We start from the raw sequence: 15377 nt of genomic DNA, 5'->3' as shown, positions 1-15377 counted from the left end.
GAGGCCCAGCGCCTCGCTCCCTCGCTTTGTGACCTTGCTGGCAACCCCATATGGCGCTTTGAACTATAGTTAATGCAATCCTCATTCACTGGCCAACTCAATGCAAACACCCAAAAAACCGGACAACGAACCGCAGCGCATCGCGGATCTCCATTCGCTCAACATTTTAGACACCGCCGCGGAAGAACGTTTTGATCGCGTCACTCGCATCGCGCGTCGGCTGTTTGATGTGCCGATCGCCTTGGTCAGTTTGGTGGATGAGGATCGCCAGTGGTTTAAATCCTGCTTTGGACTGAATGCCAGTGAAACGCCACGCGATATCTCCTTTTGCGGCCACGCCATTCTTGGCGCTGACACCTTGATTGTGGAAGATGCCAGCCAAGATGCACGCTTTGCCGACAACCCATTAGTGACCGGTGAGCCACACATTCGCTTTTACGCTGGCGTTCCGTTGATGTTTGAACACAGCTCCTGCTTAGGCACATTGTGCATCATCGACACCAAACCGCGCACGCTTAACGAAGACGAGCGTTTGGATTTGATCGATCTGGCCAAGATGGCGGAGCGAGAACTCGCCGCCACGCACAGCGCCTCCATTGATGACCTGACGCAGATTTCCAACCGCCGTGGCTTTATGACCTTGGCGAAAAAGAGCATGGCCTATTGCGAAGTGGGCGATTACCCCTACTCCATTGCCTATTTAGATCTCAACGGTTTTAAACCGATCAACGATCAATTTGGCCACCAAGAAGGCGACCTCGCCCTCAAAGCGTTCGCCGATACCATGAAAAAGAGCTTCCGCGAGTCTGATGTCTTTGCCCGTCTGGGTGGAGATGAGTTTGTGGTGTTTATGTCTGGCGCGTCTCGCTCTGTGGCGCAAATCGCCATTCAACGCTTTACCGAAGCCTTGCAACGCTACAACCAAAGCGCCAACCGAGGCTATGATTTGTCCTTCTGCGCGGGGATTGTTTCGGTCGAGCCCGATGCCAACATCAGTTTGGATGAGCTTCTTTCTCAAGCAGATAAAGCCATGTACCAGCAAAAAGGCAACAAAACGCCACGAAGTTGATGTGACTCAATGCCCTCGAGCGATGGAAATCCTAAGCAAAATAGGTACAATCCTCGCTCGATTTTTTGACTTGCGCGGACTCCCTCATGCACACGCCGGACCCTTGCTTTACCCCCTTCACCACCGTTATCGACGGCTACGCCCTGCCCGAGCGCTTTACCTTCCCGTTTTACTACACACCGCATCCGTTGTGTGTATTAGCGGCAGAGCAGTTGCAACAGCATTTGCTCACTCAGCAAGAGTGGCAGCACAACTTTGGCTTGTTGAACGGCGAAGTGGTGAGTGACGATGAAAGCGCGATTGGCAAAATGTTTGGCGTGCTGTTGGTTGAAAATGCGCAAGGTGATATCGGCTTTTTGAGCGCGTTCTCGGGCAAAATTGCCGACCAAAACCTATTGCCCGGTTTTGTGCCACCGGTGTTTGACATGCTCGCAGAAGAGAGCTTTTTCCGCCGCGAGTTGTCGGAAATCACCGACATCAATCATCAAGTAAAACAGTTGTCGCAAAGCGCAGAGCTGGCACAACTTCGCCAGCAAATTGAGGCTGACCGCCAAGCTTACCAAGCGCAAGAACAAGCCCAACGCCAAGCCATGATTGAAGGGCGCGCCGCACGCAAGCAACAGCGCGAGCAAGCGGAAGCAACGCTCACTGGCGATGCGCTCAAAGCGGTGTTGGATGATCTCGCCAAACAAAGCGTGGCTGAGAAAAACGTACTCAAATACCTCAAACTGGAGTGGGATGAACAACTCGCCAGTGAAGAGGCACGTTTGCAAGTGCTGCTTACTCAACTCGATACGCTCAAAGAGCAGCGCAAAACCTTATCGAACGCCTTGCAACACAAATTGTTTGCTCAGTATCGCTTCCTCAATGTGCGCGGGGAGCAGAGCGATCTCAACGCGATTTTCGCACCAACCACCAGCCCTGTGCCGCCAGCAGGCTCTGGCGAATGTGCCGCACCAAAACTGCTGCAGTACGCTTTTACCCACGGCTTGAAGCCACTGGCAATGGCGGAATTTTGGTGGGGTGTGTCGCCGAAATCGGAAGTGCGCCAACACAAAAAGTTTTACCCATCATGCCACAGTAAATGCCACCCCATTTTGGGCCATATGCTGCAAGGGCTGAACATGGACCCGAACCCGCTGGAAGAAAACTGGGCAGAAGACAAAGAGCTGGAAATCGTCTATCAAGACGAGGCGATGGTCGTTGTCAACAAACCGTCTGGGCTGTTATCGGTGCCGGGAAAAACCATTACCGATTCCGCTTATACCCGTTTGCAAGCGCTATTCCCTGACGTGGAAGGGCCGTTTGTGATTCACCGCCTAGATATGGCGACATCGGGACTATTGGTGTTTGCCCTCACCCGTCGCGCCAACAAGAGCCTGCAAAAGCAGTTTATTTCTCGTGGCGTGCAAAAGCGTTATGTGGCGCTATTGGAAGGTGAAGTGCCGCAAAGCCAAGGGGAAATCACCCTGCCCATGCGAGGCGACCCAGACGACAGACCGCGCCAACTGGTCTGTTTTGAACACGGAAAACCCGCGCATACCGATTGGCAGTTGATTGAGACTCGCGATGGCCGCAGCAAGCTTTACCTCTACCCAAGAACGGGGCGCACTCACCAACTTCGCGTTCATTGTGCTCATCACCTTGGTTTGCACATGCCGATGGTCGGCGATGGGTTGTATGGTGAAAAAGCCAACCGGCTGCACTTGCACGCGGAATCGCTTGAACTTGACCACCCTTACAGCAAAGAGCGCATGCATTTTCAAGTGGATGCCGAATTCTAGCTCGTGCCTTTGAGCGTGTGGCGCTGGCGCTCAACAAGCGCCATACCAAACCAATCTCGACTCAACATTTTCGCTCTATTTACGGTGCCACTGAGTAATGCCACTGGCCATTGAGTAAATAGAGCGAACTATCGCTAATCGGTTTGAGCCGTTAGCAACTCACCCACTGCTACATCCACTGGTTCAGCACGGTAACGAACTTCGGATGAACCAAATAACCAATCGCAGAATGAGGGTTGGACTGCCCATCTCTCACACACAAATTGTAGATGGGGTAAATGTCTTTCATCCCGCCTTTGACTAAGCCTAGTTGCAGCATCTCTTTGAAATCGTTTTTGATGCGATTATCGTGAGAAATGTAATCGTCTTCCGCTGAAATATTGCACCACTGGTCAATGTTAAGTGGGTAGCGTTTTTTACCGCTTAAGCTGCTGCCTTTCAAACGCGCCTTCACGTTTTCATCCCCCAGCGGCGAACCTAAAGTGACTAAGAGATCGACTTTCTTTTCAGCGCCGTAGTCGTGGCGATATTCGCCGTAATGAGAGAGCTTCCACAAACAATCGTAACTGATCATGCTGCCCAAGCTGTGCGCGACCATCATGACCTCATCCCACTATCAAGTGCTTCTTTCAGATCTTTGGTCAGTCGCGAACGCAAGTCACTGCCGTAATAACTGTCTTCATTCCAGTAATGCGCCATATCGGGGGCGACACTGGTGATCAGCGGCTCTGCCAGTTTTAAATGGCCCAATACCGCCGAGAATGTGTCTGCCAAGGCTTCCGCTAAGAAACCCGCTTTTGAGACCTTCTTGTAGTTCTTTTTGGTGAAGCCATTGCGTGGGTATTGCTTGAGTTTTTTCAGCGCATCAATACGACTTTGCGGATCTTCGGTTGGCGCGTCGAGCAGCTCGTTTGAAAGATCGCCATAGTAGATAAATCGCTTTTCTATCTGCTTAAACGCCTGAACACGGCTTTCGCCGTAATCTCGTAATAAGCCATGTTGAATGGCGTCGAACCACAATGTTTGTAAATCGTTTTTGTCTGGTTTCGGCGCTCGGCCATGAATAAAAAGTATTCGCTTTGCCATAGTTCCTCCTGACGTGAAATGATGCGTGGCTCCAAAATCGGATCACGCATTCTCAGGTTAGGAGTGGGAAACTATCACAGAAGTGACACCCATTGCATAAACAGCGCAACCCTTGCGAGCTGACGCTGTTTTCGTTCTGAGTCTTAAAGGTGGAGCAAGAGGCTAAGAAGTGAAACGCCACTCGGGGAGTGGCGTTTTTTGCTGAATCAGTTCTTTATGTCTATTGGATACTGTTTTCTACAAAACATCAGCGAATTGGGGTAAAGAGTTAGATCGCGGTAACTCTTGGTTCAATTTTCCCTCTCGAGCAAGTCGCTGTTTGTTCATAGCCTGTGTTTCGTAGTAATCCTGTGCGACTGCTGTTTCAATGAACTCCACAGATTGTCCAGTAAAGTCATTAACCGCACATTTTATTTCTTCCAACGAGACACCAAAAAACTCTTTTCGACGGTTAATCATATTTAAACGCTGACCATCAAACCTATCGTGGAGTTTCTTCTCTAGCATCGGAGCATCATCAGTATGAATCATTGCATGTACATCAAATGTAAATGGCACAGAAGCATCCCCAAGCTCTCTAACCCTATCCATTGGTTCCAAACGGCGAGTCATGCCTATTTTGTAAACATCATCTCCAAATGAACCTATGTTCGAAATTATGTAAACATGCCCCTGTTTAGTTTGCTCCGCCATTGATTGTGCGCGTTGATGTTTTTTCTCAGCTTCTTCTAAGTTTGCCTGTAAATGCACAATTTGTTTTTCTAATTCTGCTTTGAGTTCATCACTCGCTTTCTCTAGCTCTTTTCTAGCTGCTTCTAGTGCTTTGTGATAACGTTTTTCTTCTTTAATGGCCTCTTCTTCAGCTTTTTTAATTTCAGCTTCTACTTTTGCCTCTTCACGCATCTGTGCTTTAATTTCTGCCTGTTCTTCTTTTTCACGTTGCTTCTTTTCTCGATACTCATAAGTTAGCTGGAGCTCTTTTAATTTTTCCATGAGATAAAGCTCAGTTATATATATCGCATTCGACTCATTTAGTTTATTTATTGCAATAAAAGCTTTCTTTATGCGTTCTTCCATCTTTGTTACGTTTTTCCACGTACAATTGGCAATCGCTGCTTCACACTCATTATTGAAAGCTCTAGCGGTAAGGCGAATACTCTTGTGCGTCATTTTCTTTCCTTCACTTCGAGAACCATCCACCGTCCATTCTCGACTACAATAAATCGCACCAGAAGAAGAATTATTATTCTTTAACAAACTCTTCTGAATTTCCTTACATTTAATTATTTCTTCTTTGAATACTTCGGATGCATCAAAATCGAATTTTGGTTCATAAAAACCCAGTTCAATAAGTTCAATGTCCTCACTAAAAATTGCGATTTGACGAGTCAAAGAGTCATAGGTAGCTTTCTTAGTTATGTAGTCGCTCTTTAAGTCTCTGATTTGTTGTTCTGCTAATTGACGGTTCGTAATCGCTTCATCTCTCTTTAGTTCTATTTCGTGTAGTGTTTTGCGTTCCTTATCTTCAATTTCCTTCTTATCTGATTCTAGTTGTTTTTTTATTTGCTCACATTCAGTTTCAATGTCTATGACCTTGGCATATTTCTCTCTATACTTTTCAACTTCCTCTTCTGCCACTAACAATTGAGTTCTTGTAATTTCTAATTTCCCACCTAATTTTATAGACCTCCTAACTAAAAAGAGAAAAATAATAAATAAAATAACTAAAGCGAAAGAAAATAAGTATATTAACGAGATTGTTTCCATTTACCACATCCTACCTAAACAGTTATGAAACTAATATATACGTTTATACTTATTTAGCTATTATTCTAGCGACAATTATATGCATAAAGTGTGAGTTAATCAGTGTTATGTGCCGACACAAGTTACGAACTACTTCAGATTGGTTCTTTTCCTGATTATCTATGATTTAGGGCATAAGTTAATTTTGATCTAACATCCTCTCTTCCTCCTAACCTGTTCCCTCCTATCAACACACCATCCCATTACTCCCATCAATCTCAACTCTGTGATCTTGCTGCTTTCTTTATGCTTTAGCTGTTGAAACTTTGTACAAGGCTGTCATTATCTACCACAAAATAAATGGGTTACATTTTGTGCCGTTTTTATGGGTGCGATGTGACCGAATAAGGACATCAAATGGGTGTAACACCCTTCGAGGTATACCATGCAATTTTCTACGATTTCTCGCGCGCTGTTGGCCGTTTCTACGATGACATTGGCGATGCCAACTCAGGCTATCAAACTCACCGAAAACCAGATCGAACTGGGCATCAATACACAAATCGCTTGGATGAAAGACTCTGGCGCATTTACCCAATTTGCGGCTTGTAGTGGCAAATCGGAAGCCACCATTATTCAAGGCTTTCGCAAGTTTATGAATAAGTGCATGAGGGGAGATGAGAGCCAATATGAGCTTTGCTACACCAATGGCGTGAAATCAGTGCTTGGGGTGACGGACGCACGCCTAGAAGCTTGTATCGATCAGTATGGCGACGATGACGAAGAGCGTTATTACGCACTGAAAGAAAAAGAAGAGAAGTTGCAAGCTGAGCTAGATGAGTTGAATAGCCGCAATGACGATTCCGACGCGCACTGGAATAAGATCGAAGCACTAGAGAAGCAGCTTCAAGATCTCTATGCAGAGATGGAACCACTCGAGCAAGCAGAAGCGGATCGCTCGCAGCGTGAATGGGAGTTGGCGACCAATGAAGTGCGTAAAATGAATAAGAAACTCGCTCCGCTGAAAGAGCATGCCCCCCACAACCTACCCACTGGCCTAGATGAACCGTGGCTAGGTATGACACCGAGCTTTGACCACCTTCCGCCTGAGTTGGCCTCAGCAAAGGAATCACAATGGGCCATTTGCGCCAATATGATCAAAGACGTGACCTTATCGGCGGAAAGCATTGGTGCGGTGAAGCATCAACCTGAAGCGTACGGCATTACCGATGAGCAAAATCAGCAAGCATTACGTGAGATGTACCATGCTTCCAGCGGCACCTTCCTCGATAAGATCGATGAGAAGATTGTTGAAATCAGCTTAAAGGATTGGCAATTTGCCCATACGGAGAAAGGGATGTACGACATTTCGAAAAAAGCGTGGGACTGGTGCCAAGCGCAGCCTGCTGAGAATTTCGTCGGCCTTGATGATTCTCGCCTTTAATAGCAAAGCGTAAAACGCGCCAACCAGAAAACATTGAAAAGTAAAAAGCACTGAGTGAGTTCAGTGCTTTTTGTTTTTGATTACCGTTCTGATTTAACGTGGCTTGGCGAGCGTTTTGTAGTACTGCTCAGCTTGCTTCAATGAGTAGAAGAAGGTTTTGCCATCATGGTGCTTAGACTGAGTAAAACCCGCTTGAAGGTAAAACGGCCAGTTATGTTCCTCGGCACGCAATGCGATGGCATAAACGCCAATGGCTTTGGAACTGACGAGTGATTGCAAAATGGCTTTACCGAGCAAGAATTTGCCCAAGCCTTGCCCCTGAACAGACTGACACACAGCAAGCCGCCCGAGCAGGATGCAAGGTACTGTTGAATAGGAGACATCCCGCCTTGGCCTGACCGTCAGCGCGGCTTTTTCAATACTGCCACTGCTGAGAGTGAAGTAACCGATGACTTCTTTTTTCCCCTCATCATTGAGGTAGAAACAAAGATAAGGGACCAGTAGCCCCTTATCTGCTTCCTTATGCATTCTCGACTTGAGGAACTGATTGAGGTGTTCAATGCCACAGTCAAATGGTTCGAAATCATAGTCTGATTCGGCGTCGTATCGCTCAACGCTTACTTGTTGATTTTTACCGACCAAGAATCCTCCATGGATGAACTTAGAATCTCTTTCATTAACTCGGTGGGCTCAACAGGGTTTTGCAACGCAGACATGACACTTTCCCATTGTTCATGAGCGACCAACAATCGCTTTTGCTCCGCGATTACCGATTCCACTCTCTGCGCGACCGTTTCTGCAATGAACCGACTCACGGTGGTATTGCTCAGCAAGGCGGCTTCTTCAAGTGCCCTTTTCTCTTCTGCTGTGACTCTCAATTCCACACGTTCTTTTTTTAGTGCAGACATAGTTGTACCTACTTATTTTCCGCTCTCACTTCAAACCTAATGTACGTCACTTGTCCGTACGCTTAAATCTTATACTAGCTTGGTGATGTGTCAATCTATTGTTCATGAATCTCAATCACAATCTGAGCGACTTCGCTAAAAGAAGGGCGAGGAATCTTGATGGGGTAAAGTGAGATACGCCAAATATAAAAAAGCACTGAGTGAGTTCAGTGCTTTTTGTTTGTGTCTTGAGTTTGCGTCTTTGCTTTCGTTTAAAGCGCGCTGGTTTAGCTGGTGCTGCGTTGTTTGGGCAGCAAGCTGATTAAGCTCATGATGCCGAGCAATACGGCGAACATCACCGAGGCAAAGCGCACCAGATCATCGCTGATGGCGCTGATGCTGGTTGAGGTGATGCCGTAAAACACCAGCACGACGTAGCTCGAATACATCAGTTGAATGGAGTTGAAGCTGGCTTTTTTCTCCATCGCATGAATGCCCATAAAGAGCGAACTCACCAATGCCGCGCCTAGCGAGCCCACCAAGTTCACTTGGAACAAGCTGACGATCAACGGCGGCACTGCATAGAGCACACTGGCGTAGGTGGTGATGAGCCTTCTCACGCCATAATCGCGCCCGACGATGGGGTCGGGATCTTTGAGCACCAAGGCCACAATGATGGTGATGATGGTGCTCTGCTCTAAATCGAGACGAATGGTGAAAACTAACACCACCATGATGATGATGGTTTTCATCAGCGTCTGCCAATCGAGCGTGTATTTCATGCTTGAAGAGCGTGCTGCCACGTTCTCTGCCAGTGGCTCACCACCGGGGAAGATGAAATACGCCAGATAGGCTGTGAATCCCGCAATGAAGATGTTCGCCAACAAGGCAAATGGGATTTGCTCTACGTCGATCCCTTTTTGTTGGGTGAATACCGCAATCATGGCGGTGGAAACAATCAACAATATCGCCAGCACGTCTTGTGAGTTCTTTTTGGTGCGTTCCATACACCAGTAAAACACGCCAAATAAGAACAGATAGTAGACCTGCGGATAGTCAATCAGTAGGTTGCTTACGAACGCCTGTACCCAAGCGGTAATAAACAGAATTCCCCCCATGACCAAAATCATCGCCAGCGGTGGTGGCTCATGAGTGGTGGTTAAAAACACCACACACATGGCAGGCGCCAGCAAGGGTAAATCCGTACCGAATACGTACTGCCAGAACAACAGCAGTACGGGAAACATCGCGACTCTAAGCAGAGGATTCGCGGCGCTACGAAACATAACTAATGTAGCTCCATGCCCAGATCCATAGGTCTTGCAGTCTTTCTGCAATGTAGCTTTCCTCTGGATAGAAGCCAACCACCGCGCGGCCACTGTATCTTAGGGTAATGTTGTCTGGTAAATCGGAAAACTCAATGTTGACTGGGAAACGCTGAGCTTTCGGGTTGTTGGTTGGCGATGACATCAAGCCTGTGCCCGCATCCACTGAAAGGCTACCGTTGCCACTGCTGCCCCAACCAATAGATGAAATGCTGCCTTCAAACACTTCTCCTGGGTAAGCATCAAAGACGATTTTGACTTTGTCGCCCGTTTTTAGGTACGCCAGTGAGTTTTCTCGAACCATCGCGGTTAACCAAAGGCTGTGGTTGTTCACGAAGGTCAGCAGCGGTTGGCCAGCGCCTGCGTAGTCGCCCACAGCGACATCCATATTGGTGATCACGCCATCGGCAGGCGCAAGCAATTTGGTGTGGTTGAGGTTAAGTAACGCTTGCTCAAGACGGTTCAACACCGCTTGGATCTCTGGGTTTTCTTTGCCACGAGGGCCAAACTCTTGTTTGGCTTTTTCCAGCGCAGAAGAGGCTTGCGCGAGGTTGGCTTCGGCCGTGTCTAGCTCTGCAACCATGTTGTCCATCGCTGCTTGGCTAATGGTGCCACGCTCGACAAGCACGCGGTTACGCTCAACGTTTTTTCTCGCGTTGGCGACTCGCACGCGCGCGGCCACTTCGTTGGCTTTGGCCACGTTGATCGCCGCGGAATCCGCTTGGTAGGATTGCGCCGCTTTTTGCAGGTCAAATCGCGCCGCTTTAACCGCCAGCTCGAAAGGGCGAGGGTCGATGTTCACCAACTCATCCCCAGCTTTGACCGTGGCGTTATTGGCAACGTGGATTTGAGAAATTGGCCCGGACACTTCTGGGCTAATGCGGATCACTTGGCCGTTGACACGGGCTTGATCGGTCATCGGTGTCACGCGGTCGGCCCACAGGGTATAAACCCAAAGGGCAATCACGACGGCAAAAATGTAGTACGTGAATGAGCGCGCTTGTTTGAGCTTTTTATTGTCTTCTGATGCGCCTGTTGTGGTGTTTTGTTCTGACATCATTGTTCCTCAATTAAATCGTGTTCTGCTCAAGTAGATTGACTTTCTTATAGATAATGCTCTTTTTCGTTCTCACCTCAACAAATAAGGTAATGATGAACGCAAATACTCCGATGAGAATCACGGCGGTATTTGGCGAAACCAGCACTTCACCGGCGTATTTGGTCCAAATCACCGCTAAGGCGACGAACCAACCAAACAAAGCCCCAGCCTGCATTAATGCGATGGGCAGGAGATCTTTCCAAAATGAACGTTGCAGTTCATGGCTCTGTTGAGGGTGACTGGTTTTGAGCTGACGAAGAAACAGCTTTGAGGTGATCAAAGACAAAATGATCCCCAAACCAAAGGTTAAGGAAATCGCTTGTCCCCAAACGGTCACTTGCGAATTGGAGATCATCTCCATCGACATTGGGACCGAACTCATTCCTTTGAAGTGGTGACTTGCGATATAGCCGTTAATGGCACCGTTTATCAGTCCTGCGATTAATGAATCTTTTACTTGGATATTCATTACCTACCACCTAGCGAGTGTGAAGAATAAGGGGGAGGAGTATAATCCCATCACTCTACTGAATGTATAAGCCAGCCTTGAAATCTCATATTCCAGCTTTGTATAAAATAACGGACACTATTATAGCGCACGTTAATTTTTTGGTACATAACGCGATGCGTTAGCTGAGTTTATAACGCGTCCAAACTTGCGAGCGCCAACGCCTTGCCATGATGAGGCCACGGAACCACTCGTCGAGGGCAATCGCCATCCATGCACCGAATACGCCATAGCCCCAGTGAATACCAAGCAGATATGAAAACACCACGCCTAAGCCCCACATGCTCAAAATGCCCATTTGCACTGGGAATTTGATGTCCCCCGCCCCTTTCAGCGCCGAGATGAAAATCAGGTTAAACACGCGCCCCGCTTCCAACACAATGGAGCCCATCACGAGGGAACCCGCCAACAAGAGGATCTCTGGCTGCTGAGTGAACAGAGTTAAGATCGCATCACGCATAAAGTAGATGGTGCTCGCCACCGTGACCGAAGAGGCAAAGCCAACCAAAAAGTAGAGTTGCACCCGTTTGGTGATGCTCTCTATCCAGCCTTTACCAATGTAGTAACCGGTTTGAATTTGCGTTGCTTGGCCAATGGCTAAAGCAAACGCAAAAGAGAAACGCGCGATGTTCTGCGCATAGGTAAACGCCGCAAGAGACGAGGTGCCCATCTGCACCACAAAATAGACGATGGTGATTTGCGCCATATTGTACGAAAGCACTTCCCCTGCGTTCATGCCGCCGATTTTGAGAATTTTCTTGTAGACCGCTTTAGGCACTTGCGCGAGTGAACGCATCGGCAAGGCGATGGAACTGCGCCACAGCAGCACGCCCAGAATCGTTGTGCCGATCACCTGGCTGGCTACCGTCGCAATGGCCACTCCTTGCACGCCATACACCGGCAAACCAAACGGCTGATAGAGCGCAATGTAGTTACCGATGATGTTGAGCACGCCACTGATGAGATTAACCGTCATGGGCGAACGTGAATAACCGTGACTGCGCAAAATGGTGGTGAACACAATGCCAATGGTGACGTTAAAGGTCATCGCCCCGCTGATGAGCAGGTATTCTTGCGCGTATTGTTCCACCTGAGCTTCCAAGCCATAGTAAGGGAGCAAATGCATCGCACCGAGCACCGCCAACACACTGAGCATCACGCCGATGACGCTGGAAAGCGCAATACTCGCCACCCCAACGTGAGTGGAATCTTGATCGCGCCCTGCTCCGTTGTATTGAGCAATGAGAATCCCAGTGCCGCTACTGACAAAGGTAGAGACAATGATGAGGAAGAACGTCAGTTGGGTGATCACCCCCACCGCCGACACCGCTTTGTCTGAATAGCCAGAAAGCATGAATACGTCGCTGGTGCCGAGCGCTGTCCGTAGCAAAATTTCCACTAATATCGGCCACGCGAGCGTCACGATAGACATGCGTTGGTTGATATTTTGGGTTTTAGCCATGTTGTTGACCTTAAGGTTGAAAATACACTGTCAGTAAAACAAAAACTGCTCCACAAAACGGATGCGGAGCAGTCAAAAATGATAATTTGAAATGTGTGCCTTATTGTATAGGAACTGCGCACAAAGACACACAAAATTTATGGTTAAGTCGCGTTACGCTTGCCCCTCAAAACGCAAGGTTTTCAGCTCGGCTCCTTTCTTCACAAATTGGGTGTCGATTCGATAAATCCCCGCTTGTAAATGGATGGCGATGCCTTCGATTTCAACGGTTTTTCCCTCGGTGCCATTGGTGGGCAGCGACATGGCAAATTCACCATTGATGCTCAGACTGCAAGAGGATTGCGCCAATGGTTCGCGATCATAGGCCATTTCGGCAAAACAGAGATAATGCCCCGCTTGCGCGACTTCCACCCAGAGTTCGCAATGGTTTTGGCTGTTCACCACCATGCGCTGCGTCACAGGCAACAGCGGTGCGGCATCGGGCAATGCGTCCGCTAGCGGCGCAAAAGGTTTCACCGCCTGATACGCCTGCAGCGGCCTTTGCATCACTGGCGCTTGCAAAATAAAGCGGCAGATGTTCATCGCGCTGCGCTGCAACTCGCCTAACGTTAACTCGCCATGCGCTAACGCGTGCAAGGTGTCGTCGTCCATGGGATTGCGCTCAGCGGCGTCGTTTTCCACCACCATGTAGAGATCGTTTTGCGCTCGCAGCATATAGCCAGTAAAGCGCTTACTCTCTTCACCCCCATCCACGGGATGATTCATTTTCGCCCACCAGTCGGTCATCACGATGCCGGTATAGCCCCATTCACCGCGCAAAATGGTGGTGTTGAGATCGTAGTTGGACGCGGCCCAATGGCCGTTGACCGGATTGTAAGCGGTCATGATGGTCGACGCCTGACCATACTTCACCGCCATTTCAAACGGCTTGATGTGGATTTCACGCAGCGCACGCTGCGACATGACGCTATCCACATCCACGCGTGCGGTTTCTTGATCGTTGGCCGCAAAGTGTTTGATGGTGCCGGAAACACCCGCTTGTTTTAAGCCCGTGGTTTGCGCAGCCGCAATCCAACCGGTTAACAGTGGATCTTCCGAGAAATATTCGAAATTACGGCCATTAAGTGGATGGCGATGAATGTTGATGCCCGGACCGAGCAAAGTGTCGATTTGGTAGGCTTGCAACTCTTGGCCCAGCAAATAATACAACTGTTGATTGAGCTCGGTGTTCCATGTGCAGGCGAGCAGCGTGCCAATTGGCACTTGGGTCGCTTGATGGCCGCTGTCCATGCGAATGCCCGATGGGCCATCGGCCGCTGCGGCCACCGGAATACCAAACTCAAACAGTGAAGTGCATACCCCGCCAAACGCTGCGGCAGTGCCCGGTGTCACTTTCGGGCTGCACATGCCTTCACCACGCACCAGAATGGCCAGTTGTTCGGCTGTGAGTTGAGCAACAAACGCTTCTAGGCTGGCGCGACCTTGGGCGACATCGGCCAGCTTAATGCCTTGATCGCCCGTGAACGCATAGGTTGGCGGCAAATTCGCTTCGATTCGCTGCGCCAGATCCACCGTACGCTGTGGCACAGGCTGATAGCGGGGTTGATAGACGCCATTGGCGTGGCGCTCGGCAGGCACAAGACGCTCAAACTCACGGGTTGGCGCGCAGGCTTCACTGAGTGTTTCCAGTGAGGTGGTGTGCTCAACCCACCATGTCGCGTCGATTTTCTGCGCTTGGCGCACGCTGCCGCCAAGGTAGAAATGGTACTGCCCTGCTTCAAGCACATAACTGTTTGGGTAACCACTCGCACCGCTATCATCAAACGACGCCAGCAAAGCCACCGGCACACTGATGCGCACCACTTCGCTGCAGTTTGGCGCTAGTTCGCTGGTTTTGGCAAATCCACACAGCGCTCTGGCCGGTTTGCCAAGTTGGCCTTGTGGCGCTTCAACATACAGCTGCACCACTTCTTTGCTGCTAAATTGCTGGCCGATGTTGCGCACTTCAATCTCAAAATACAGCGACTTGGCGTTGGTAAGATCGCCGCCAGCATCGGCCACGTCACTCGAGCACTGCACCAAACGGCGCTCAAATTGGCTATAGGATAAGCCCGCACCAAATTCAAACTGCACCGCTTCTGGGGCAAAGGTTTCAAAGTAGCGATAGCCAACGTAAATATCTTCCGCGTAGAGATTGAAATCTTTGCGGCCAAAATGGGCGGAAGAGGGGTAATCTTGCAAACGATGGGCGATGGTATCGGTCAAACGGCCACTGGGTGAGACAGCCCCAGAGAGCACATCGGCCAGCGCATGACCGCCTTCCATCCCCGCCGCCCAACTGTAGAGCACCGCTTTGATCGCTTGATGGTTTTCAAGGCGAGTTAACCACGACATATCGATAATGTTGGTGACGTTCATCACCACGATCACACAGGAGAAATGGCGGCACACTTTCGTTAGCATGTCCGTTTCCAATTCCGTTAAGCGGTAGCTGCCTGCTTCATCGGCGTAATCTTTGTCTTCACCGGCGGTGCGGCCAATAAACACCACCGCTTTGTCTGACTGCGATGCTGCCTGCGCCACCACCTCGTCGGTCAGTGGCATTTCATGTTGAAACCACGGCTCTGCCGCCCAGCCACCGCCGCCATCATCAAACGGATGGTGGGCTAGCCAATCTTGATACAGGGCGATTAACGAAGTATTGAGTTGAATCGTGGGGTTGGCTTGCAAACCTTGCAATGCAGTCACCGCATAAGGCACGTTCACCGCGCCACCAGAGCCCGTGCCACTGCGATAGGTATCCATCTGGCAACGGCCAAACAAAGAGAGCACCTGCGATGGCTCAATCGGCAGGGCTTGGTCATCATTTTTCAGCAGGACAATGCCTTCTGCCGCGGCTTGTCGACTCACTGACACCAGTGCTTGCTGCGCTTTTTCTATCGCTGGATTTCTCATCGCTTTATCGCC

Annotated in this window: 11 protein-coding genes and 1 pseudogene; 3 read left to right on the top strand and 9 right to left on the bottom strand. The window is 49.3% G+C overall.

All coding sequences use genetic code 11. The features are described 5' to 3' along the window. Positions 1-100 precede the first annotated feature (100 nt). On the top strand, positions 101-1069 hold the full coding sequence (locus VV1_RS21275; RefSeq protein ID WP_011082202.1) for a GGDEF domain-containing protein: 969 nt from the start codon (positions 101-103) through the stop codon (positions 1067-1069). Positions 1070-1155: 86 nt separating this feature from the next. After that, on the top strand, positions 1156-2853 hold the full coding sequence (locus VV1_RS21270) for an RluA family pseudouridine synthase (RefSeq protein WP_011082201.1): 1698 nt from the start codon (positions 1156-1158) through the stop codon (positions 2851-2853). A gap of 169 nt (positions 2854-3022) precedes the next feature. Here VV1_RS21270 and VV1_RS21265 read toward each other — a convergent pair. Both VV1_RS21265 and VV1_RS21260 read right to left on the bottom strand, forming a co-directional pair. Next, positions 3023-3939 (bottom strand): annotated as a pseudogene (locus VV1_RS21265) (hypothetical protein). A gap of 237 nt (positions 3940-4176) precedes the next feature. Next, entirely contained in the window at positions 4177-5706 is a 1530-nt protein-coding gene (locus VV1_RS21260) for an SNIPE associated domain-containing protein (RefSeq protein WP_193387267.1), read from the bottom strand. A 424-nt stretch (positions 5707-6130) separates the two neighbouring features. Here VV1_RS21260 and VV1_RS21255 point away from each other — a divergent pair, with 424 nt between their 5' ends. Then, a complete protein-coding gene (locus VV1_RS21255) occupies positions 6131-7129 on the top strand; it encodes a hypothetical protein (protein WP_011082197.1) in 999 nt (332 codons plus the stop codon). 93 nt (positions 7130-7222) lie between these two features. On the opposite strand, the gene VV1_RS21250 is transcribed toward VV1_RS21255, so the two are convergent. From VV1_RS21250 to VV1_RS21220, 7 genes are all read right to left on the bottom strand, one after another. Then, positions 7223-7771: a GNAT family N-acetyltransferase gene (locus tag VV1_RS21250; protein ID WP_011082196.1), complete on the bottom strand. Its 549-nt coding sequence runs from the start codon at positions 7769-7771 to the stop codon at positions 7223-7225. Beyond that, positions 7747-8037, bottom strand: coding sequence for a type II toxin-antitoxin system TacA family antitoxin (locus VV1_RS21245; protein ID WP_011082195.1), 291 nt, complete (start codon positions 8035-8037; stop codon positions 7747-7749). The genes VV1_RS21250 and VV1_RS21245 overlap by 25 nt, the downstream gene beginning before the upstream one ends. 266 nt (positions 8038-8303) lie before the next feature. Continuing rightward, positions 8304-9302: a DUF2955 domain-containing protein gene (locus VV1_RS21240; RefSeq protein WP_011082194.1), complete on the bottom strand. Its 999-nt coding sequence runs from the start codon at positions 9300-9302 to the stop codon at positions 8304-8306. Next, complete coding sequence (locus tag VV1_RS21235) at positions 9292-10398, bottom strand: HlyD family secretion protein (RefSeq protein ID WP_043921274.1); 1107 nt, start codon at positions 10396-10398, stop codon at positions 9292-9294. Before VV1_RS21235 ends, VV1_RS21240 begins: the two co-directional genes overlap by 11 nt. Before the next feature lie 13 nt (positions 10399-10411). After that, positions 10412-10909, bottom strand: a complete 498-nt coding sequence (locus VV1_RS21230) for a hypothetical protein (protein WP_011082192.1) — start codon at positions 10907-10909, stop codon at positions 10412-10414. A gap of 160 nt (positions 10910-11069) precedes the next feature. Beyond that, positions 11070-12410 carry an MATE family efflux transporter gene (locus VV1_RS21225; RefSeq protein WP_011082191.1) on the bottom strand — a complete coding sequence of 447 codons (1341 nt, stop codon included), beginning with the start codon at positions 12408-12410 and terminating at the stop codon, positions 11070-11072. Positions 12411-12563: 153 nt separating this feature from the next. Beyond that, positions 12564-15365 carry a glycoside hydrolase family 3 protein gene (locus VV1_RS21220; protein ID WP_011082190.1) on the bottom strand — a complete coding sequence of 934 codons (2802 nt, stop codon included), beginning with the start codon at positions 15363-15365 and terminating at the stop codon, positions 12564-12566. Between the last annotated feature and the right edge of the window lie 12 nt (positions 15366-15377).

The organism is Vibrio vulnificus CMCP6 (assembly GCF_000039765.1).
GTDB lineage: Bacteria > Pseudomonadota > Gammaproteobacteria > Enterobacterales > Vibrionaceae > Vibrio > Vibrio vulnificus_B.
The sequence above is the reverse complement of the archived record's forward strand: the minus strand, read 5'-3'. Positions and strand labels throughout refer to the sequence as shown.